Below are 20,206 nucleotides of genomic sequence, written 5' to 3'. Positions count from 1 at the left end.
GGACCCACCCGCGCCGGCAAACGGCTGAAGGCGTGTGCTCAGGTTGATGCCCACCTTCGCCCGGCCACCCACGCTTCGCCTCACGCCATATGCCGCGAAGCGAGCGCCCGCTGCAACGCGCTGCGGAGCTCCTCGTAATGTACCGGCTTTAATAACGCATCGAAGAACGGCTGCGAGCCGCCTTCCTCTTCCGCCTTCCCAGTCACTTCTGCCTCCGGCGCATACGCGCTGACCACGATCACCGGCACGCCCGCGGACGGTCCGCCCCGCTTGGCAAAGTCCGCGAGAAACGTATAGCCGTCGCGCTCGGGCATATGCAGATCGAGCAACACCACGTCGCAACGGCGCGTGTCGAGCCAGGCGAGCGCATCGTCGGCGGTGGCGACGGCGTGCGCGTCGAAATTCATGTGCGCGACCATTTCGCTGAGCGACTCGCGGATCAGGCTGTTGTCGTCGACGATCAATACGCACGGGCGCGCGCCGCCAGGCTCGGCGCGCGTCGCGACATCTTGCGGTTGCGCGGCGGCGACCGGCGTGACCGGAATCGTCACGGTGAAGGTGGTGCCCTCGCCGACCTTGCTCGCCACCTCGACGGTGCCGCCGAACAGCTTGACCAGCCCCTGCACGATGGTCAGTCCCATGCCCGCGCCTTCGAAACGGCGCGTGCGCGACGCGTCCAACTGGGTGAACTCCTGAAAAATGAGTGGAATCTGCGCATGCGGCACGCCCGGCCCCGTATCGCTGACGACGAAGACCAGCAGCGCCGGCCGTTGCCGCAACTGCACGCGCACGGTGCCGGTTTCGGTGTAGCGGATCGCGTTGGTGACGAGGTTGTTGACGATCTGGCGAATGCGGTGCGGATCGGAATCGACAAGACCGCTCATGCCGCCCGCCTCGCTCTCCAGTTGCAAACCGCGTGCGGCCGCCGACATCGCGTGTTCGTCGACGATCGACGCCAGCAGTTCGCGCGGCTCGAAATGCTCGTGACGCAACTCGAGCTTGCCGGCGCCGAGCCGCGCGTAGTCGGTCAGATCCTTCATCTGCGCCTCCAGATGCCGGCCCGCAGTTTCGAGCCGCTGGATCACCTTGCGGTCCGCCTCGGAGTGATAGTTGAAGCCCAGCAATTCGATCGACGACACGATCGCATGCAATGGCGTGCGCAGTTCGTGGCTGATCATGCCGAGAAACGCGTCCTTGGCGTGACTCGCCTCGCGCGCGGCGCGGCTCGCCTGGTGCTCGGCCTCGAGCGCCGCGTGCTGCTGATGCATCAGGCGTGTACGGCGCCGGCCGTTCAATACGAGCAGCAGCGTCGCCGCCGCCGACAGCAACAGCAGCAACAGGCCGCCGGCGAAAAGCATGCGGCGCTTGTTGATGAAATCGCGGTTCATCGCCTCGCGATCGGCGACGTCGGCAAAGCGGCGGCTCAGCGCGAGATCGTTGACCTCGTTCCAGTGCTGACGCAGTTGCGCGACGATCTGGTTGGCCTGGCTGCGGTCTTTCGGCAGCGCGTCGACTTCAGGTTCGATGCCGCCGAGTAATTGATCGAGCGAATGGATTTCGTCCAGTTGCCTTTGCAACAGCGAGAGCTGGGTGGTGAGCCGGCGCGTGGAACCCGCCATCACGTGCAGCTTGGATTGCAGCAACTGATAACGCAGCATCAGCCGCTGATAGTCGTCGTCGACGCCCGACTGATACAGCAGTAGCTGATTCTCAAAGCGCGCGTAGGCGATTTGCAGTTGCGCGGCGTCCCAGTAGAAGCCGTCGTACGAACCGGTCAACTGCTCGGTGGCGCGCGGGTTGAGCAGATTCGCGTACAGCAGATAGCCGATCGCGCCGACCGGCGCCGCGAGCGCGGTCAGCCAGATCAGCACGTAGAACGCACGGCGCCACGAACGGCGCATTATTTGACGATGAGGGCCTTGATCTGCCATACGAATTTCGAATCGCCCGAGGCACCCGCGAGTTCGTCCGGGAACGCATCGCGCGGGTAGATAAGGAACAGCGGCCCGAAGTCGCTGATCTTCAGACGCCGGCCGTTCATGCTGTACGCAACGACCACGCCATAGCGATCGCAGTCCGACACCGGAATGGTGTAGGTATAGTCGTCGAGCGTATGGATCTCGACCTGGGTGCCATTGGCGCCGACTGTCTTCAGAATATCCGCCAGCAACGGTCCTGTGAAGGTGGCACGCGGCGTCCACGTGGTCGAGGTCGTGATCGAGTGGGCCGGCAGCGCGAGCAGTTGCGCTTCGGTGAACTGGTAAGTCTTGTGCGCGGCGTCGGTAGTCTTGCCGATCTTGCCTTGCACGTCGAGCGATAAAGGCGTGGGCTCCGGCTGCGCCTGCGCGCTCCAGGCGGCCAGCGCGAGCACGAGGCCCGCGGCCCAGCGCGCGCCCGTAACGGCGCGTTGTCGGTCATACACCCTGGCGGTCGACTTGGTCATGTGCTTTTCCCCGTTATCTATTCTTCTGGCGGGCGGCTTGAAAGTCGCCGGGCCGCCGCCCCTTGGCCTTGTTTCTTGTCCCTTGCGCCGGACGCGGTTTCGCGTCGCGCGTCGGGTTACCGCGCGTCACCCCGACGCGCGATCTTTGAACCGCATGCATAATATCGCCAAAATTCTTTGTCTCAAAAACGAGGGCTCCCAGCCGCTTGAGCACCACCGGCCGCTCCCGTGCCAGAGACGCTCGCCCTACACGCGCCACGCCCTACGAGTCATGAACAAGCCGGTTTTGCCCCTGACGTACGAACAACTCGATCACTGGATCGAATCGCTGCAGCCGGCCTTGCTGGCCGAGCGCTTCGCGATGGCGATCGGCATTCTGCGCGGCGGCGCGCCGCTCGCGCTGATGGTCTCGCACGCCGTCGGCACGCCGGTCGCCTTTCTGCGCTACGACCGCCTGACGCGCACAGTCGCCTGGGATTCGACGCTGCCGATCCCGCCCGCGGGCTCGACCGTGCTGCTGTGCGAGGACATCGCCGGGCGCGGTTTTACGCTGACCGATTGCATTGCGTTTCTTCAGCAGCAGGGTCTCGTGGTCAGGACGCTGACCGGCGCCGTCGACGAATTGAGCCGCACGCAGCCCGACTATGCGATCGACGCGCGCGGCTACTTCGCGTTGTTTCCGTGGGAGCGCCAGGCGTACACCGAGCGATATCGCGACGACTGGGCGCGCGTCGAATCAGGCGCCGCGCCCGCGATGGCCGACGATCACGAATACGCCACCTACGCGATCGACCTCGACGGCATTCTGCTACCCGACGTGCCCCTCGCGCGTTACGACGAAGATCTCGCCGCCGCGCTCGCCGAGCGCGACGCGCTGCTGCCGTTCGAGGAGTTGCCGGAGATTGACTTGCAGCAGGTTCGCACGATCATCACCGGCCGGCCCGAGGCGGATCGCGCGCGCACCGAAGCATGGTTGACGCGCCACGGCTTCGGTCATCTGCAACTGGTGATGCGCACGCCCGACACGCACGATGAAAGCCCCGCCGGCAGCGCCGCGCACAAAGCCGCGGCCGCATTGCGCGGCGGCGTCACGCATTTCATCGAGAGCGATCCGGTACAAGCGCTGCTGATCGCGCAGCAGGCGCCGCTCTTGCGGGTGATCTGGTGGGACGCGCACACGCAAACCGGCATGCTGGTCGGCGCGCGTGCGTGGTCATGATCCAGGCGTCCGGGAGCTAGACCTCTTTCGCTTCCTTTACTTCACGGCTGTCCTTGCCGTCGCGCACATGCAGATGCCGCGCGGCGCGCTGCGACGCAACCACGATCAGCTTCATCGTGGCGCGCGTGGCGCCGACGAACAGCTTGCGCGCGATGCGTTCGTCGAAAGCCTCGAAGTCGACCTCCGTAAAGATCACGCATGGCGCCGCCTGCCCCTTGAAGCGGTAAATCGACTCGAACAGCACGTCGCCTTCACGGTACTCCGGGTTGCCGAACAGATCGTACGTGCCGGTGAAACTGCGCAGCCGATGCGGCCCAAGGTGATCGAGCGCGCTCATTGCCGAGCCCTCGCGTCCGCGAAACGACAGCACCACGATGTCCTGCTTGCGAAAGCCGAGCGAAAGCGCCTGCGTGATCGCGCGCTTGGTGGCCTCGATGCTGCCCTCGGCGGCATTCGCCTCGTCGTAGACGGAAAGCGAAATGTCCGAGCCGTCGAACGGACTGCCCGACGCGAGCGCGGCGGCGACCGGAACCGAAGCACCGACCACGTCGCGCACGTAATCCAGAATGTCGCGCGGACTGCGATAGTTGGTGGTTTCCTTGAGCGTGGTCCAGCCGGGCAGCGCGACGGGTTCGCGCATATACAGATTCTGCAGCGGGTCTTCGAGCCACCACCACGCCGCGTTGGGGCGCAATAGACGCTCGAGTGCCGTCACCCACGGCTGCTGGAAATCCTGCCCCTCGTCGACGATCAGCACGTCGAATTGCCAGCGCGGATCGATCGGCGTTTCGGCGAACGTGGTTTCGAGCTGATCGAATACGTCGCCCGTCTGAAAATCCGGTGCGCGGCCCGCGTCGCGCGCGATCCAGTCGCAGAGCTGATGATAGTTCGCCACCTTCGCTTCGGACGGCGCGACTCGCGCGATATGATCCGCCAGCGGCCGGTTGAAGCACACGTATAGCGGCGTCTGGCCGCGCGCCACCGCGTCCTTCATGACCTGCACCGCGAGTTGCGTCTTGCCCGAGCCGGCCGTGCCGATCACGCGCAGCCGGAACGGCGCGAACTCGAGCCGCCGAGCCCAGGTCGCCAGGCCGCCCGCGAGCCGCGTGACGAGCGTGCCCGCCTGGCCGACCAGCGCGCTGGCGTCGGGGCTGAGCGCCAGTTCGTCGGCGAGGAAGTGATGAATTTTCGGCGCGCAGGCAAGACGCGGCTCGTCCGCCGGCAAGGCTTCGCGAATGATCGCCGCGAGCCGGTCTTTACGCGTTGCATCGACGATCCGCGCGGGGTTCACGCCGGCGATCGCCGCGTCCTTGACGATGTGGTCCGGACAGTACAGCAATTCCTCGACGAAATACGTGCCCGCGCCAAACGCGGCGGTAAAGCGCCGATGCAAGCTTTCGATGGTGTGCGCGAGCGCGATCGCCACGTTGCGCTCGGTTTGCAGATAGACCTTGACGAGCCCTTTCGGCGTTTCGCGCAGAAAGCCAGTTTTCTGTTCGACGATCATCACGCGTCCGGCCGGACTGACGATCACGAAGTCGGCTTCGCCGAACACCGAGAAGTTCTGGTTCAGGCGCGTCCAGTGCACGCCGTGATAGACGGTGTAGCCATCGGGCAGCGCCTCTTCCAGCAACGCCAGCGTTTCGCGTTCGCGAGCCGCGGCGCCGGTCGCGGCGAGGCTCTTCCAGTCGTCGGGAACAATGCGGGCCATGCGTGCCTCGTCGGATTCGGGTGGGCTCATTGTACGCAACGCGCATGCATTCCCCGAATCGCTCCGGGGCGTCGTTTTCGGACGTGCCTGCCGCCATGTTTATGCGGGCGCTTGCGGCGCTGCGGCGAGCAAGATCGCGCTCATCGTGTATCGTTACCGGTTGAACGCCGCGCGATGGGCGCGGCTTGCCAACGTAAAAACAAGGATTTGCCGGATGATTACGATCTGGGGACGCGCCAACTCGGTCAACGTCCAGAAAGTGTTGTGGTGCTGCGATGAGCTGGTGCTGCCGTATAACCGTGTCGACGCCGGCCTGCAATTCGGCCGTAACAACGAAGCCGACTATCTCGCGATGAACCCGACGGGCAAGATCCCAACGCTGGTCGACGACGACTTCGTGCTGTGGGAATCGAACTCGATCCTGCGCTATCTGGTGCTGCAATACGGCGAAGGCAGCCTGCTGTATCCGTCGGAGCCGAAAGCGCGCGCCAGCATCGACCGCTGGCTGGACTGGTCGTTGTCCACGCTGCAGCCCGCCGAACGCCCGGTGTTCTGGGCGCTCGTGCGTACGCCCGCCGCCGCGCGCGACGCCACCAAACTCGCCACCGACTTCGACGCCGTCACCGCGCTGTGGCGCATGCTGGACACGCATTTGCAAGGGCGCTTCTTCCTCGAAGGGGAGAAGTTCACGCTGGCGGACATTGTGATCGGCGCCTACGCCAAACGCTGGTTCGGACTCGACGGCGTGGCGCGTCCGCCGCTGCCGAATCTCGAACGCTGGTATTCGCGTATTGCGACGCGCACGGGGTTCAAGAAGTACGTCGACTTCGCTTTGACCTGACCCGTCAGTTCGCGCGTGGTCCGTGCTCCGGCCACGCGCCCGACTGTCTGATCATGCCGCGTATGACCAGGGCGGGCAGCCGCTCGAATCGCGCGCCGCTACAGCGAGACGCGATGCCCTTTATAATCGACGCATGAAGACCGCCAAGCCCGCCGCGACCGCCGACAAAGCCGCCTCCGCTCACTCGGATGAGCCGGGGCACACACACGGTGTTTCGCAGGAAGCCGCGCTGACACTCGCGGAAGAATATTGCCGCGAACGCGGCGAAAAACTCACGCCGATCCGCCGTAAAGTGCTCGAATTGCTGCTGAATTCCGGGCGCGCCACCAAGGCGTATTCGCTGCTCGACGAGATGCGCCAGATCCATCCGGGCTCGGCTCCGCCCACGGTGTACCGGGCGTTGGACTTTCTGCTCTCGGCAGGGCTCGTGCATCGAATCGAATCGATCAACGCCTTCACCGTCTGCCACGATCTGACGCAATGCCAGCACGGCATCCTGGTGGTGTGCCAGCAGTGCGGTAACGTCACCGAATTGCATCAGCCGAAACTGCGCCAGGCGCTGGTCGCGCAAATCGAAGACTCGGGCTACCGTCTCGCGAGCGATGAAATCGAGTTGAAGGGTTTGTGTTCTGCGTGCCAGGCGTTGGAAGCCGCGGCGTCGAGCAAGGATTCGGCAACGCCTGTTGCCGTCAAGTAACGGCGTCAACGTTTGGCGACGGTCGCGAACCGCACTCCACGCGGCTTTGCCGTCAAGCCAGGCATCTGAAGAATCTGAAGATACGGCGTTTCGCGACGCGGCTGTCGAGCCGCGCCGCGAATTCATTCGCTCGATCGAAGCCTGATTCAGCCCGCTGCGCGAGCGTCAATTGCATCGTGCAGCAGCGTCACGAGATCTTCGGGCAAAGCAGGCTTGGTCATGAAATGCTGGAAACCTTCGCCGATGCTGCGCAAGCGGTAAGCGTCGTCAGTGTGGCCAGTAAGCGCCACCGCAACCGATGGCGGGTGGTCGCCGCGAATCTCGTGGTCGCGCAAGCGCTGGATCAGATAGAAACCGTCCATGGCAGGCAGTTCCAGATCGCACACCACGGCGTCGGGCAACAATCGCAGTGCCGCCTCCACGCCCTCTTCCGCATCCGCCACAGCGACGACATGCGCGCCTTCTGCTTCGAGTAATAAGGTCAACGATTCCCGGCTGTCCGGGTCGTCTTCTACGAGCACGATCGTGGCCTGATCGAGTCTCAATGCTCCGTTCATTTTCCGTTGTTGCTCAAAAAAACCGGTTAGGCCGTCCGACTTGGCCAACGTTTCGCCCTGCTGCTTGCCGCCGATGTGCGCGGCTGCGCTATTGCTATTCATGGTTCCGACTCGATTTCATGCGCGGAGTTGCAACCAGGCCCAAGATTGTAAAGCATGGCCTAGGCGCCAACGCGCGCGCACAGTAACGCGCCAAAATTGCACGCCGATGAAAAACCGGCCCTCGGTGCCACAGTCACGGCTCTCCGATGCCGACCCGATTCGCCGTGGCGGCCCGCGCAAACCCCGTTCGCACGGCCTCTCCCGCCCAACGTCTCTTTTCCCATTCCTGTTCTTGTGCGATGCCGGCAACCTGGTTGATGCCGCCTGCATGCACATCCACACCATCTGCAGCACGTTGCGTGCCTCGCCGGCCCCGGCGGGCGACGAAAGTCTCACGGCGCGCAGATTGGCTTGCCGGCTGCTTGGGGCGCTATCATCGTGTGGGCGCAGACCGTGCCGAACTTTGCGCCGCCACGGCGCCGCGCGGCATGCGGTCGCCGTGCCCCGTTTGCGCTTCCAACCTTGAGGCCGCCCGACACCATGTCCGATCTCGACTCCGCCACGCTCGAAGCACTCCGTCAGGTCAGCACTGCCACGCTGACGACTCAATTATTCAAACGCGGCCTGCGCAATACATTCATGCGCGGCGTCGCGCCGCTCGCCGTGCATAGCGGCGCGAATCTGGTCGGGCCGGCGTTCACGCTGCGCAACATTCCGTCGCGTGAAGACATCGACGTGCTCGAGCTGTTTGCCGATCCCGAGTACGCGCAGCGCAAGTGTGTCGAAACGATTCCGGCCGGCCATGTGCTGGTGCAGGATTGTCGCGGCGAACGCGGCAGTGCGTCGTTCGGTTCGATCCTGACGCAACGCTTGCAGGTTCGCGGCGTGGCGGGCATGGTGTCCGACGGCCCGGTACGGGACAGCACGACGATCGCGGCGCTCGGCATACCGGTGTTCTGCGCGGGGGCGAGCGCGCCGCCCAACCTGATTCGCCATCACGCGGTCGATATCAATGTGCCGATCGGCTGCGGCGGTGTCGCGGTGTTTCCGGGCGACGTGATTGTCGGCGATGCGGATGGTGTGGTGGTGATCCCGCTGAAGATGGCGGCAGAGGTCGCGCAAGCCGCTGCGGAACAGGAGCAACTCGAAGCATTTCTAACCGAGCGGATTCGTGACGGCGCGGCGTTGCCCGGCACTTACCCGCCGAACGAAGCGACCAAAGCCGCTTATGAGGCGTGGAAGCGGAAACGGCAAGCGTGAGACGACTTGGCGTAGCGATGGGTGATGGATGATGGTCTATCGCACCCCGCGCGGCGCGGGTAGGGTTCAGAAAGCGTCGCCGGCCGTCAGCCGGCCTTCTTCGGACCGATACCTTGCACCAGCAAAGCCACGGCATGCCGCGCGATTTCCGCTCCGCCAATATTGCGGCGAAGCGGGTCGTTACACCATAGCTTCGACGTGGCCAGCGGCAAAATCGTCAGCCCCAGTAACGTGACGAAGACGAGCGCGGGTTCCAGCCCCGCGTTCAGCCGCCCTTCCTTCTGCCACCGGGCAATAGCCGACAGCGACGCCTTCTGGTGCGCGTTGCCGAAGCGCTCGTGCATGCGCTGGCGCAACAGGCCGCCGTCGCTGATTACTTCGCGCACCCACAGCGACGGAAACCACGGATGCTCGTCCGCCGCCTGCACCAGCCGCTGCGCGAGTTGCGTGATGGCCGCGACCGGATCGTCGGGATTTTCCTGGAACGGCACGCCGAGCCCCGCCCGCAACGGCGCGAAACGTTCGTCGATCAACACGTCGAGCAGCTGATCGCGCGTCTTGAAGTAGTAATGCATCATGGCCGGCGTGAAACCGGCCTCGCGGGCAATTTCCCCAAGCGTGGTATCGACGATGCCCTGCCGCGCGAACAGCACGAGCGCGGCGTCGAGCAGGCGGCTGCGCTGCTCCGGTCCGCGCGCCGCGCCGGGAGGCCGGCCCGGACGCCGTGCCGGCGTGGCGGCCGCCTCTGCTTGCACCGACGAAACGCTCGCCTGGGTTTCAACACCCCGACCGGGCGCGGAACGCCCCTTGCGAACCTTCGCGGCAGCCGTATCAGGCGGCGCGCTTTTCACGCTTCGATCGTCGGACGGAATCCTTGCCATTGCATTCAATTTGACTGGTGACGCGATGTCGCATATATTAATCTCTGAATTAATTAATTTCAACCCGCGATGCCATGGACCAATCGACCACGACACAACCCGCTGAATTGACGCAGCCCTATGCGCAGGCAACCGCGCCCGCAGCCGATCATCCGCCAATCCGCCTGCTGTTTCCGGCGCTGCTGCTGGTCATGCTGCTCGCCGCGCTCGATCAGACAATCGTTTCCACGGCGCTGCCGACTATCGTCGGCGACCTGGGCGGCCTGAACAATCTCTCATGGGTGGTGACGGCCTACCTGCTCAGCTCGACCATCGTCGTGCCACTGTATGGCAAATTCGGCGATCTGTTCGGCCGCAAGATCGTCTTGCAGACGGCGATCATCGTGTTCCTGGTCGGCTCCGCGTTGTGCGGCGTCGCGCAGGACATGACACAGCTCATCGTGCTCCGCGCGCTGCAAGGTCTCGGCGGCGGCGGCTTGCTGGTGGTCACGATGGCCGCCATCGCCGACGTGATTCCGCCGGCCGAACGCGGCCGCTATCAGGGCGTGTTCGGCGGCGTGTTCGGCCTTGCAACCGTGATCGGACCGCTGCTCGGCGGCTTTCTCGTGGAGCATCTCTCGTGGCGCTGGATCTTTTACATCAATTTGCCGCTCGGCATCATCTCGCTCGTCGTGATCGGCGCGGTCTTCAGGCCGCACGTTCGCCATGTGAAGCACACCATCGACTACATGGGCGCCGCGTTTCTCGCCGGCGCCCTCACCTGCATCATCCTGTTCACGAGCCAGGGCGGCACGATCCTGCCGTGGTCGTCGCCGCAACTCTGGTTCACGCTGGGCATGGGACTGGTGGCGATCTGGGGTTTCATTCACGAAGAACGCAGCGCGGTCGAACCGATCATGCCGCTCGAACTCTTCAGGCAACGCACGTTTTTGCTGAGCAGCCTGATCGGTTTCATCATCGGCGTATCGCTGTTCGGCTCGGTGACGTTCCTGCCGTTGTATTTGCAAGTGGTCAAAGGCTCGACGCCAACTGAAGCCGGCATGCAGATGCTGCCGATGATGGGCGGCCTGTTCCTGATGTCGATGGTGACCGGCCGGGTGATCAGCAAGATCGGCAAGTACCGCATGTTCCCGATCGCGGGCACGTTGCTCGTCGCGGTGGCGATGTTGCTGCTCGCCCGCCTGCAGATCAGCACGCCGATTCATGTGATGTATATCGACATGGGCATTCTCGGCTGCGGGCTTGGCATGGTGATGCAGGTGCTAATTCTCGCGGTGCAGAATACCGTCGAGTTCAAGCATATGGGCGTGGCGACTTCCGGCGCGACACTGTTCCGCTCGATCGGTGGATCGATCGGGGTCGCCGCCTTCGGCGCGGTGTTTTCCAACGGCCTCGCCGCGCGCCTCGAAAAGCTGATCCCACCCGACACCGAGCTGCCGCACGCGCTCGGCCCCGCCGCGATCCATTCACTGCCGCAAGCATTGCGCGACGATTATCTGCAAGCATTCGCGGGCGCGTTGCACACGGTGTACCTTTCGGCTGCGTGCGTGGTGGTGCTGGCCTTTGCGCTCGCATGGCTGCTGAAGGATCATCCACTGCGCAAACATTGACTGTTTTTCCGCTTGCTTCAGGCGCTTGCTTCAGGCGCTTGATGCATGCGCTTAATGACGAGGCCGGACGCCGTGCGCGCCGGCCTCGTTCTGTTTTCGCGCGCCGTCGATTCGTGTGAAAAAACCCCCGCGCCCGTTCGTCCTGCCGATGTAGCGGCTATTTCGTCCTACCTACCAATGTTCGCTGGCGCACATAAGATAGGTAGCAACGGCGATTGACGTTCTGATTGAAACCCCACATATTGCAATCAGCGGCAGCGCAAGCGTGGGCTGGCCGCCCAAGACTCTCCGGCGCATGTGGATCGTGATTCCCGCGGACCTGGCTGCCGCTTCAACATGATCCGGAACATGCCGTATGGCATCGTTTTCCAAAGGTGGGTCCACAGCATGTCCACCCAGACACTACTCGGTCACAGTTTTCCGACGCCTTGCAAGCGGTGTGGCGGCGCGCTGTACCGGCAAGTCGACTATTGCCCCTATTGCGGCGAGGTGCATCCGCTCGATGCAGGTCCGCACAAGCGCACCGTGATTCCCGGCAGCCGCGCCAGCGCCATGAACAAAGCAGCGCAAAAAAACAGCCTCGACCCGGCGACAGTCGATGAAACCGACCCCACGACGCGTGTCGCGTTCATGGACGACCCGGTCCGAGCCGAAGCAGTGATGCCTGCGTCAGCACTCGTTTCAACGGACAGACCGATCGCGCCTCTTCCCGCCATGCCCTATGCGGAGGGTCGCGGTGCAATCTCGTTGCGTAAGATGCTTTATGCGATCGGGGCAGTTGGCGTAATCGGCCTGGCGTATGTCGGATATGCGCTATTCAGTGGGCGCGATGTGTCGAGCGGGAATAACGACCAGTCCGCCGAGAGCGAAACTGCTCAGGATGCCAGAACGACGACCGGCACGATCGCACTGTATTCGCCGACCCAGGCGGCCAATCCAACTGCCGCCGCGGGCAAACCCACCACGTCCGTCAATCCCGCGAAGCCGGTGCAAGCGATACAAGCGATGCCGGCAACGCCCGTCGCGCCGGCGGTGCCCGTTGTGCCTGCCAAGCCCGCGCCGCAGTTCCGCGATGCAGCGCAAGCTGTGCAGGCGGCGCGTCTCGCCTCCCGCGCCAACGATCTCTCTTCAGCGCAAGCCGCGCTTGGCGTGGCGCAAACGATGCAACCGGGCAATTCCGACGTTGAAGACCTCGCGACAGAATTGAAGCCGCTGACCGCCCGCCGCGACGCCGCCTTGCAAGCCGCGCAAACTTGCGCCGCGCAGCAGTCGTGGCCGTGCGCACGCCAGTACGCCAACGAGGCGCTCGCGATCGACACCGGCAGCGATACGGCGAAGTCCATACTTGAACGCGTGATTCGCGAGACCGGCTGGGCGCCGCTCAATCCGCGTGGCGCAACCGGCGCGCCGTCACAAGGCAAGCCGTCGGCGCAAGCGCGAGCCGCTCCGTCGTCACAGCAGGTGGTTCAATCGCAAACTCCACTGTCCAAAGGTCTGCCGCCGAACAGCGAAGTGATAGTGACCGCCCCGCGCTCCACCACCGCGACGCCCGACGGCAATAGCGTCGAGGCGCGGGAACGCGCCATCAAGGACTCCGGCTGGAAACGTCCGGCGACGAATGCCGCGAAGCCCTCCGCGGGTGGTTCACCCGGCCAGTGACAGATAGTTTGGATACCGAATCGTATAACTAATCTGCTAGGGAATCTCGCGTATCGGCGCCTTTGGTTTGAGAGGTAACAGACGGACGTGGCAGGCGCGGCACATAGAACATGACATGGCAATCCGGCTCACTGGTGCTTCGTGCGCGTCGACGCGCGAAGTCATACGAACCTGACCGATAGGTAGAGAGACCATGCTGAAGAGACTTCTCATGGGATGGCTGGGGCTGGCGTTGATGGTCGTGTCTTCACTGGCCTGCGCGGAGCCGGCGCATTACAAGATCGTCACCGGACCGGAACGGGGCACGTATATCCAGATCGGCCAGGATCTGTCGAAATGGGTTGCGCAGCCGGCGGGCATCGACCTGGAAGTGATGGCGTCGAAGGGCTCGGCTGAAAACGTGCAACGCATGCGCTTCGAGCCAGGCGTGAAACTGGCGCTCGTGCAATCCGACGTGTACCAGGCTTACATCGACATGGCCAACGCCGGCAACGCCGACGCCGGCACGGCGATCCGGCCGCTGCGGCTCATCATGCCGCTTTACGACGAGGAAATTAACGTCGTGGTGCGCGCGGACTCGCCCCTGAAAACCCTCGCCGATATCAAGGACAAAAGCATTAGCGTCGGCCTGATTGGCAGCGGAACCGCGCAATCGGCCACGACGCTGTATCACCTGATGTTCGGTCAGGCGATACCCGAGCAGAACATCCAGCATCTCAGCAACGAAGATGCGCTGGCCGCGTTGATCGTGAAGAAAGTGGATGTCGCGATCATCGTGGTCGGACAGCCGGCCAAGCTGTTCAACGATATGAATCCCGACCTGTTGCAGCAGATCCGTCTTCTGAAGGCCGATCCGGCCGCACCGGAAACCAGCCGCGCCAAACAAACCTATTTCCCCACGACGATCCGCGCGACCAGCTATCCGACCTGGCTCAAGGAAGATGTGCCCGCGCTGACCGTCAAGGCGTTTCTCGTCACCTACGATTATGGCCTGCGCGACACGGTCGGCAATCTCAACCACTTTGCCGACTCGCTCTGCGCCAACTTCGACAATCTCCAGGAGCATGGGCATCCGAAATGGAAGCAGGTGAAGCTGGAGTTGCCGCCGCTCGTGCGCGGGTGGAAATACTACTCGCCGGTTGAGAAACATCTGCGCGCGTGCCTCACGAACAAGAGCGCCGCGATGAACGCCGCGGCCGCCCAGCAGGGCACACCGAAACCACGTCCGACGTGTACGGATCAGGAGCGCTTGCTTTTGCTGTGCAAGTGAGTTGGGCGCATTGGCGAGGGAATGTTCAGCCGCGCACCCAACGTCCGCGTTCGACGTGACGCCGGCCCGACCGCTGTACCGCCCCATTCCTCGGTACAGTTTGGACGATTTGCATCGATCCGTACCTTACTGTCCATAGCCGGATAGCGGATGCTATCAATCCTCTTTCCCGCGCACGGACTCTCCCATGGACAAAACGACGAATGGCTGGCTGAGCGGCTTCATAGGGGTATTGATCTTCAGCGGCTCGCTGCCGGCCACGCGCGTCGCCGTGCAAGGCCTCGATCCGCTATTCCTGACGGTCGCCCGCGCGACGATCGCCGGCACGCTCGGTCTGCTGCTCCTGCTCGTATTCCGGCAGGCGCGGCCGTCCCGCCGCGATCTGATTCCGCTGGTGATCGTCGCACTTGGCGTGGTAATCGGCTTTCCGTTACTGACGGCGCTGGCACTGCGCCACGTGAGCGCGGCGCATGCCGTGGTGTTCGTCGGCCTCCTGCCGCTCGCCACGGCGATCTTCGGCGTGCTGCGCGGCGGCGAGCGTCCACAGCCGGCGTTCTGGCTGTTCTCGGCGCTCGGCAGCGGCGCGGTGGTGGCGTTTGCCCTGCGTCACGGCCTCGACGCATCGCCGCTCGGCGACGCGCTGATGCTGGCCGCCATCGTCGCATGCGGGCTCGGCTACGCCGAAGGCGCGCGCCTGTCGCGCCACCTCGGCGGCTGGCAGGTGATCTCGTGGGCGCTCGTGCTGTCGTTGCCCCTCATGCTGCCGCTCGCGGTGTGGACACGGCCCGCCTCGCTCGACGGCGTCAGTCAGGCGTCGCTCTGGGGTCTCGCCTATGTGTCGCTCTTCAGCATGTTGATCGGCTTCGTGTTCTGGTATCGCGGCCTCGCGCTCGGCGGCATCGCGGGCGTCGGGCAGTTGCAGTTGCTGCAGCCGTTCTTCGGCTTGCTGCTCGCGGGACTGCTGCTGCACGAGCAGGTACCGCCCGCGATGATCCTGGTTACCGTCGTCGTGGTGGGCTGCGTGGCGGGCGCGCGGCACTTCTCGCGGGCGGCGCCGGCGCAGCCGGCTGTCTGATGCGTGCCCGGCATCGACTTTCGAGAACCCGCGCGGCGCGGGCGACCGGTCGAGTATGTCATCATTCCACGTTCGACTAACCACCACCCAGCGCCGCGACTACGATGCCGACCGCTTTTGCTCAAACCGTCGAAGCCCGCTTTGCCGAACTCACGCCCACTTCCAAGCGCGTCGCCAGCTACATGCTGGCCAATCTCGACCGGCTCGGCCTCGAAACCGCCGACCAGATCGCCCAGCAAGCCGGCACGAGCGGCATATCGGTCGGCCGTTTCCTGCGCAGCGTCGGCTATCAGAATCTCGACGACCTGAAGCGCGAACTGCGCGGCGCTCAGGAGCGTCCGTGGCTGATCACGGACCGGCTCGATGCGTTCCGCCGCGCCGCCGGTCAGCACGACGGCACCACGCCGGACGTTAGTTCGCCTGCCGAGCCCAACCCCGCGCTCGCCCATTCGCTCGAACTCGAAATCGGCGCGATCCAGCACGTTTACCAACTCGCGCAATCGCCGGTGTTCGCGCACGTGGCCGAGCGCATCTCGAACGCAGATGCCGTCTACATTCTCGGCATTCAGTCCACGCGCGGCATCAGCAACGCGTTCTACAGCTACCTCGAATACATCCGTCCGCGCGTGTTCTATTCAGACGGCATGTCGGGTTCGTACGTCGATTCGCTGAACGCCGGCTTCGAATCGCCGTATCTGATCGTCACCGACACACGCGCCTACTCGAAGGTCGCGCGACGCTATTGCGAAGCCGCCACGCGCCGCGGCTTGCCCTTCGCGCTCGTTACCGACATCTACTGTCCGTGGGCGCGCGAATTCGACGGCGACCTGCTGCAGATGAAAACCGACGTCGGCCAGTTCTGGGATTCACTCGCGCCGCTCACCTGCCTTTTCAATCTGCTGATCTCGGCGATCGTCGAAAGACTCGGGCCGCGTATCGACGAACGTGTCGCGCGCAACCGGGAACTGCAAAGCGAATTCGATCAATTCGACGACCTCTGATGCACGCCACGTCCTTCGCCTCATGACCGACCATCGACTCATCGAAATCACGCCCGCCACGCATGGCGTGGATCTCGACCTCGTCTACGCCACTGCGCGCAACCTCACCGGGAAACCGATCTACCAGTCCGCGCATTGTCTTCTGCTCGAACCAGCGGAAGCGGCACTGCGCCGTGCAGTCGAACTCGCCCGCCAGATCGGCACGACACTACGCATTTTCGATGCGTACCGGCCGCCGCAAGCGCAGCAGGTGCTGTGGGATTTTCTGCCCGATCCGACCTACGTGGCGGACCCGACGCGCGGCTCGAACCATAGCCGCGGGACAGCGCTCGACCTGACATTGCTCGACGCGCACGGCGAAGAACTCGACATGGGCACCGGCTTCGACGCCATGACGATCGAATCGGAGCACTTTCATCCCGGCTTGCCGGAAGAGGTGCAGCGCAATCGCATGCTGTTGCTGGGCGTGATGCATGGCGCGGGCTTTACGCACATCAAGAGTGAATGGTGGCATTACGAGTTGCCCGGTTCTCGCGCGTTGCCGCTGATCGACAACAGCGTGAGCGGGCCGCTTCGCCTGATGTGACGATCGATCGTCAGGAAAACAGGTATCCTCACCGGCTCGTTCAGAAGGAGGATCCATGAAGTTTTCAATGTGCCTGGCGGTTGCCGCCCTGACGGTTTCTGTCGGCGCGTATGCCCAGACCGCGCAAACCTTCCGCTTCGGCGAGGGCCAAAGCTCGCTGCCGTCCGGTCATGCACAGGCGCAGCAGGCGCCGGCTCCGCAGCCATCCGCCGAACAGCACGCGCCGACGACCGAGGCCAAGCCGAAACATAAGGTGAGGCATAAACGGCATCATCGTGGGTACGTGACGCAGCCCGATACGTACTCGCATAGCTAAGCGGTGCCAGGCGCGTGGGCGTGGGGGTGTGTCACCATCGCCATACGTCGCGGCGATTTTTGGCTCGCTTCAAATTCGCGCGCGCGGCGGGCATAGTCAAGCGTATCCGCCGATTGATCGCCACGACAGGACCACGTATGAGCATCACCCGCACCACGCCCGCCACTTCGGGATCAGCGTCCGCAACCGCCCCGCTGATCCGCGACGCCACCGAAGCCGATCTTCCGGCGATCCAGGCGATCTACGCCCACCACGTGCTGACCGGCGTCGCCTCGTTCGAAGAAACCCCGCCCTCCGTCGATGACCTGCGCACGCGGTTCGCGTCGGTACGCAGCCACGGGCTGCCGTACATGGTGGCGGAGATCGACGGCGAAGTCGCCGGCTATTGCTACGCGACGCCTTATCGGCCGCGCGCCGCGTATCGCAACACCATCGAAGATTCCATCTATGTGGACGACGCCTATCGAGGCCGCGGTCTGGGGCGCGTGCTGCTCCAGGCGTTGATCGAGCGTTGCGAAACCGGACCATGGCGTCAGATGGTCGCCGTGATCGCGGACGGCGGCAGCGGCGGTTCGCTGTCGCTGCACACGCAGTTGGGTTTCGAGTTAACAGGCACGCTGAAGGCGGTGGGCTTCAAACACGGCCGCTGGCTCGACACGACGCTGATGCAGCGCGCACTCGGCAAGGGTGATTCGAGCGTGCCGGACGACGTGTCGGCAGGACGCGACTGAAGCGCCGCGCTAAAATCCCTCCCATGCCCAACACCCCGCCTCCTGTCCCACCGTTGTCCGCCGACGCGCACGAAGCGGCCGGCGCCACGCCGCGCAACGAATACACCGTCGACGAACTCGCGCGCGTCACCGACACCACCGTGCGCAATGTACGCGCGTATCAGGACCGCGGCCTGCTCGCGCCGCCGGAAAAACGCGGCCGCGTCGGCGTGTACGACGACACGCACGCTTCGCGTCTGAAGCTGATCAACCATCTGCTCGCGCGCGGCTATACGCTCGCGAACATCCAGGACCTGATCATGGCCGTCGACGAAGGCCACGATCTGCGCTCCATCCTCGGCCTGGAAACGGCGATCGGCGGGCGCTGGTCGCGCGAGCGGCCGAAAAAATACTCGCTGCTCGAACTGCTGCACATGTTCGGCGACAAGGCTTCGCCGAGCGCGCTCGGCAAGGCGGTCGACCTCGGTCTGCTGGAGCGCGACGGCCTCTCGTTCGTGTCGGGCAGCCCGACGGCGCTGGCCGCCGGCGCGACCATGGCGAAGGAAGGCATTCCGCTTGCCGATCTGCTCGACGCGGTAGGCATCGCGCGGCCGCATTTCAACGCGGTCGCTAAAGCGCTAGTCGATCTGGTGGTCCGCCAACTGGACCGCTACGACGCCGACGCGCTGCCGCCGCCCGCCGACGTGCCGGCTCTCGTCGACGCGATCTGGCGCCTGCGGCCGCTCGCGATGGTGCTGGTGGAAAGCGAAATGAACCGGGCGCTGGAAGAAGCCTCGGGGGATTACCTCGGCGACCGTGTCGCGGCGATCATGGAAAAGAAACTGGGGCATCCTGCGGAAGGCGCTGCGGGCACGACAAAGAAGCACAAAACAAAGAAGTAGTCTGCACGCGCGGTCTCGCTCTCGCCTTCGCGTCCACCTGCGCCCGCGTACTAGCCTTCGCCTTCACTCGACTTATACGCACGCCCGCTTCCGCGTGCTAGCTGGACACACCGGGACCGCGCATGTTCCGCCCCGTGTCATATTCAAATCTGCATTGCTTCGTTTGAACGGCGCGAGCTCCATGCGACGATCCCCGAACGTTGCCGCAACGCGTTTTCTGCCACATCCGCGAGTCCGCGCCATGCTTCTAGCGGACCGAACGATGCCCGCAGACGACCCGCGGCGGCCACACCAATCGAACGCAATGGAGATTCGCAGGATGGTCCGTCACGCCCGTTATTCGCTTCAACTCGGCGCCGCCTTGCTCGCGGCATTCACCACCTTGAACGCCACCGCGCAGACCGGCGGCAACGGCAGCGAGCCGGCCAAGGTACTGCGCATCGGCTATCAGAAATCAGGCCTGCTCGCGATTCTCAAGGCGCAAGGCTCGCTCGACGAAAAACTCAAACCGCTCGGCTACAGCATCAAGTGGTTCGAATTCCCCGCTGGACCGCAGCTGCTCGAAGCGTTGAACGCGAACAGCATCGACTTCGGCTACACGGGCGCGCCGCCGCCGGTGTTTGCTCAAGCCGCCGGCGTGCGCTTCGTGTACGTCGGCGCCGAGCCTTCGGGACGCCACGCCGAGGCGATCCTCGTCAAAGGCGACTCGCCGCTGCATAGCGCGGCCGATCTGAAAGGCAAACGCGTCGCACTGCAAAAAGGCTCGAGCTCCAACTATCTGATACTCGAAGCGCTCAAGAAAGCAGGCATGCGCTACGAGGATATTCGCCCGGTGTATCTGCCCCCCGCCGACGCGCGCGCCGCCTTCGAAAGCGGCAGCGTCGATGCATGGGTGATCTGGGATCCGTACTACGCGTCCGCGCAGCAGGCGTTGAAAGCGCGCACGCTGGCCGACTACACCGAACTCAACGCCCCGTACAACTTCTATGAAGCGACGCGCGACTTCGCGCAGCAGCATCCCGACGTGATCGGCGCGATTCTCGGACAATTGCGCACCGCCGGGCTGTGGGTCAACGCGCACCCGGTGGAAACCGCCGCACTGATCGCGCCGAAGGTCGGTCTCGATCAGAAGCTGGTCGAAACATGGGTGCGCCGCTATCCGTATGGCACCACCGCCGTCACGGACGAGATCGTGCGTTCGCAGCAGAACGTCGCCGATGCGTTCTACGGCGCCAATCTGATCCCGGCGAAGATCATCGTCAAAGACAGCGTCTGGCAAAACCACGAAATCACGTCGGCGCTGGCCGCAAAGTAGCCCGGCGGCTGGTCTCCGCGCCTAGAGGCGGGCGTCTAACCGCCGGCTTGCGTCATCCGTTACCAGCCTCTATTGTTACATCAACCAATGTAACAGTTAAGAAGGTAAAAG

General features: G+C 64.1%; 19 protein-coding genes. 14 read left to right on the top strand and 5 right to left on the bottom strand.

Going from position 1 to position 20,206, the window contains the following annotated elements:
• Positions 1 to 80 precede the first annotated feature (80 nt).
• Together B0G82_RS32575 and B0G82_RS32570 are read right to left on the bottom strand one after the other, a co-directional pair.
• Positions 81 to 1,931 (bottom strand): ATP-binding protein, encoded by a 1,851-nt coding sequence (locus tag B0G82_RS32575; RefSeq protein ID WP_121310286.1) that lies wholly within the window; start codon positions 1,929 to 1,931, stop codon positions 81 to 83.
• Positions 1,901 to 2,443, bottom strand: coding sequence for a molybdopterin-dependent oxidoreductase (locus tag B0G82_RS32570; RefSeq protein WP_116144179.1), 543 nt, complete (start codon positions 2,441 to 2,443; stop codon positions 1,901 to 1,903). The genes B0G82_RS32575 and B0G82_RS32570 overlap by 31 nt, the downstream gene beginning before the upstream one ends.
• 271 nt (positions 2,444 to 2,714) lie before the next feature.
• Between B0G82_RS32570 and B0G82_RS32565 the strand changes: the two genes are divergently transcribed.
• A complete protein-coding gene (locus B0G82_RS32565) occupies positions 2,715 to 3,662 on the top strand; it encodes a phosphoribosyltransferase (protein WP_121310285.1) in 948 nt (315 codons plus the stop codon).
• 16 nt (positions 3,663 to 3,678) lie between these two features.
• On the opposite strand, the gene B0G82_RS32560 is transcribed toward B0G82_RS32565, so the two are convergent.
• Entirely contained in the window at positions 3,679 to 5,373 is a 1,695-nt protein-coding gene (locus tag B0G82_RS32560; RefSeq protein WP_121310284.1) for an ATP-binding domain-containing protein, read from the bottom strand.
• Between the two features lie 214 nt (positions 5,374 to 5,587).
• Here B0G82_RS32560 and B0G82_RS32555 point away from each other — a divergent pair, with 214 nt between their 5' ends.
• Both B0G82_RS32555 and B0G82_RS32550 read left to right on the top strand, forming a co-directional pair.
• On the top strand, positions 5,588 to 6,214 hold the full coding sequence (locus tag B0G82_RS32555; RefSeq protein WP_116148769.1) for a glutathione S-transferase family protein: 627 nt from the start codon (positions 5,588 to 5,590) through the stop codon (positions 6,212 to 6,214).
• Positions 6,215 to 6,347: 133 nt separating this feature from the next.
• Positions 6,348 to 6,911 (top strand): Fur family transcriptional regulator, encoded by a 564-nt coding sequence (locus B0G82_RS32550; protein ID WP_106280665.1) that lies wholly within the window; start codon positions 6,348 to 6,350, stop codon positions 6,909 to 6,911.
• Positions 6,912 to 7,057: 146 nt separating this feature from the next.
• On the opposite strand, the gene B0G82_RS32545 is transcribed toward B0G82_RS32550, so the two are convergent.
• A complete protein-coding gene (locus B0G82_RS32545) occupies positions 7,058 to 7,570 on the bottom strand; it encodes a response regulator (RefSeq protein WP_106280663.1) in 513 nt (170 codons plus the stop codon).
• Between the two features lie 480 nt (positions 7,571 to 8,050).
• Here B0G82_RS32545 and B0G82_RS32540 point away from each other — a divergent pair, with 480 nt between their 5' ends.
• Positions 8,051 to 8,770 (top strand): ribonuclease activity regulator RraA, encoded by a 720-nt coding sequence (locus tag B0G82_RS32540; protein WP_116148767.1) that lies wholly within the window; start codon positions 8,051 to 8,053, stop codon positions 8,768 to 8,770.
• Positions 8,771 to 8,856: 86 nt separating this feature from the next.
• On the opposite strand, the gene B0G82_RS32535 is transcribed toward B0G82_RS32540, so the two are convergent.
• On the bottom strand, positions 8,857 to 9,651 hold the full coding sequence (locus B0G82_RS32535) for a TetR/AcrR family transcriptional regulator (RefSeq protein WP_121310283.1): 795 nt from the start codon (positions 9,649 to 9,651) through the stop codon (positions 8,857 to 8,859).
• A 74-nt stretch (positions 9,652 to 9,725) separates the two neighbouring features.
• On the opposite strand from B0G82_RS32535, the gene B0G82_RS32530 reads away from it, so the two are divergent.
• The 10 genes from B0G82_RS32530 (at position 9,726) to B0G82_RS32485 (ending at position 20,095) form a co-directional block, all read left to right on the top strand.
• On the top strand, positions 9,726 to 11,261 hold the full coding sequence (locus tag B0G82_RS32530; RefSeq protein WP_121310282.1) for an MDR family MFS transporter: 1,536 nt from the start codon (positions 9,726 to 9,728) through the stop codon (positions 11,259 to 11,261).
• Positions 11,262 to 11,648: 387 nt separating this feature from the next.
• Complete coding sequence (locus B0G82_RS32525) at positions 11,649 to 12,920, top strand: hypothetical protein (RefSeq protein WP_121310281.1); 1,272 nt, start codon at positions 11,649 to 11,651, stop codon at positions 12,918 to 12,920.
• 193 nt (positions 12,921 to 13,113) lie between these two features.
• A complete protein-coding gene (locus tag B0G82_RS32520) occupies positions 13,114 to 14,190 on the top strand; it encodes a TAXI family TRAP transporter solute-binding subunit (RefSeq protein WP_121310280.1) in 1,077 nt (358 codons plus the stop codon).
• A 187-nt stretch (positions 14,191 to 14,377) separates the two neighbouring features.
• On the top strand, positions 14,378 to 15,265 hold the full coding sequence (locus B0G82_RS32515; RefSeq protein WP_116144165.1) for a DMT family transporter: 888 nt from the start codon (positions 14,378 to 14,380) through the stop codon (positions 15,263 to 15,265).
• A gap of 104 nt (positions 15,266 to 15,369) precedes the next feature.
• Positions 15,370 to 16,266 (top strand): MurR/RpiR family transcriptional regulator, encoded by an 897-nt coding sequence (locus tag B0G82_RS32510; RefSeq protein ID WP_121310279.1) that lies wholly within the window; start codon positions 15,370 to 15,372, stop codon positions 16,264 to 16,266.
• A gap of 22 nt (positions 16,267 to 16,288) precedes the next feature.
• The gene (ddpX, locus tag B0G82_RS32505; protein WP_121310278.1) at positions 16,289 to 16,852 is read left to right on the top strand and encodes a D-alanyl-D-alanine dipeptidase; all 564 of its coding nucleotides are present in this window, start codon (positions 16,289 to 16,291) and stop codon (positions 16,850 to 16,852) included.
• A 55-nt stretch (positions 16,853 to 16,907) separates the two neighbouring features.
• Positions 16,908 to 17,168 carry a hypothetical protein gene (locus B0G82_RS32500; protein WP_121310277.1) on the top strand — a complete coding sequence of 87 codons (261 nt, stop codon included), beginning with the start codon at positions 16,908 to 16,910 and terminating at the stop codon, positions 17,166 to 17,168.
• 137 nt (positions 17,169 to 17,305) lie between these two features.
• A complete protein-coding gene (locus B0G82_RS32495) occupies positions 17,306 to 17,899 on the top strand; it encodes a GNAT family N-acetyltransferase (RefSeq protein WP_121310276.1) in 594 nt (197 codons plus the stop codon).
• 23 nt (positions 17,900 to 17,922) lie between these two features.
• Positions 17,923 to 18,780 (top strand): MerR family transcriptional regulator, encoded by an 858-nt coding sequence (locus tag B0G82_RS32490; RefSeq protein ID WP_121310275.1) that lies wholly within the window; start codon positions 17,923 to 17,925, stop codon positions 18,778 to 18,780.
• 319 nt (positions 18,781 to 19,099) lie between these two features.
• Positions 19,100 to 20,095, top strand: a complete 996-nt coding sequence (locus B0G82_RS32485) for a sulfonate ABC transporter substrate-binding protein (protein WP_121310274.1) — start codon at positions 19,100 to 19,102, stop codon at positions 20,093 to 20,095.
• Positions 20,096 to 20,206 lie beyond the last annotated feature (111 nt).

It is taken from the genome of Paraburkholderia sp. BL17N1 (assembly GCF_003634175.1).
In the GTDB taxonomy this organism is placed as follows: domain Bacteria; phylum Pseudomonadota; class Gammaproteobacteria; order Burkholderiales; family Burkholderiaceae; genus Paraburkholderia.
This window is presented reverse-complemented; position numbering and strand designations above follow the sequence as displayed.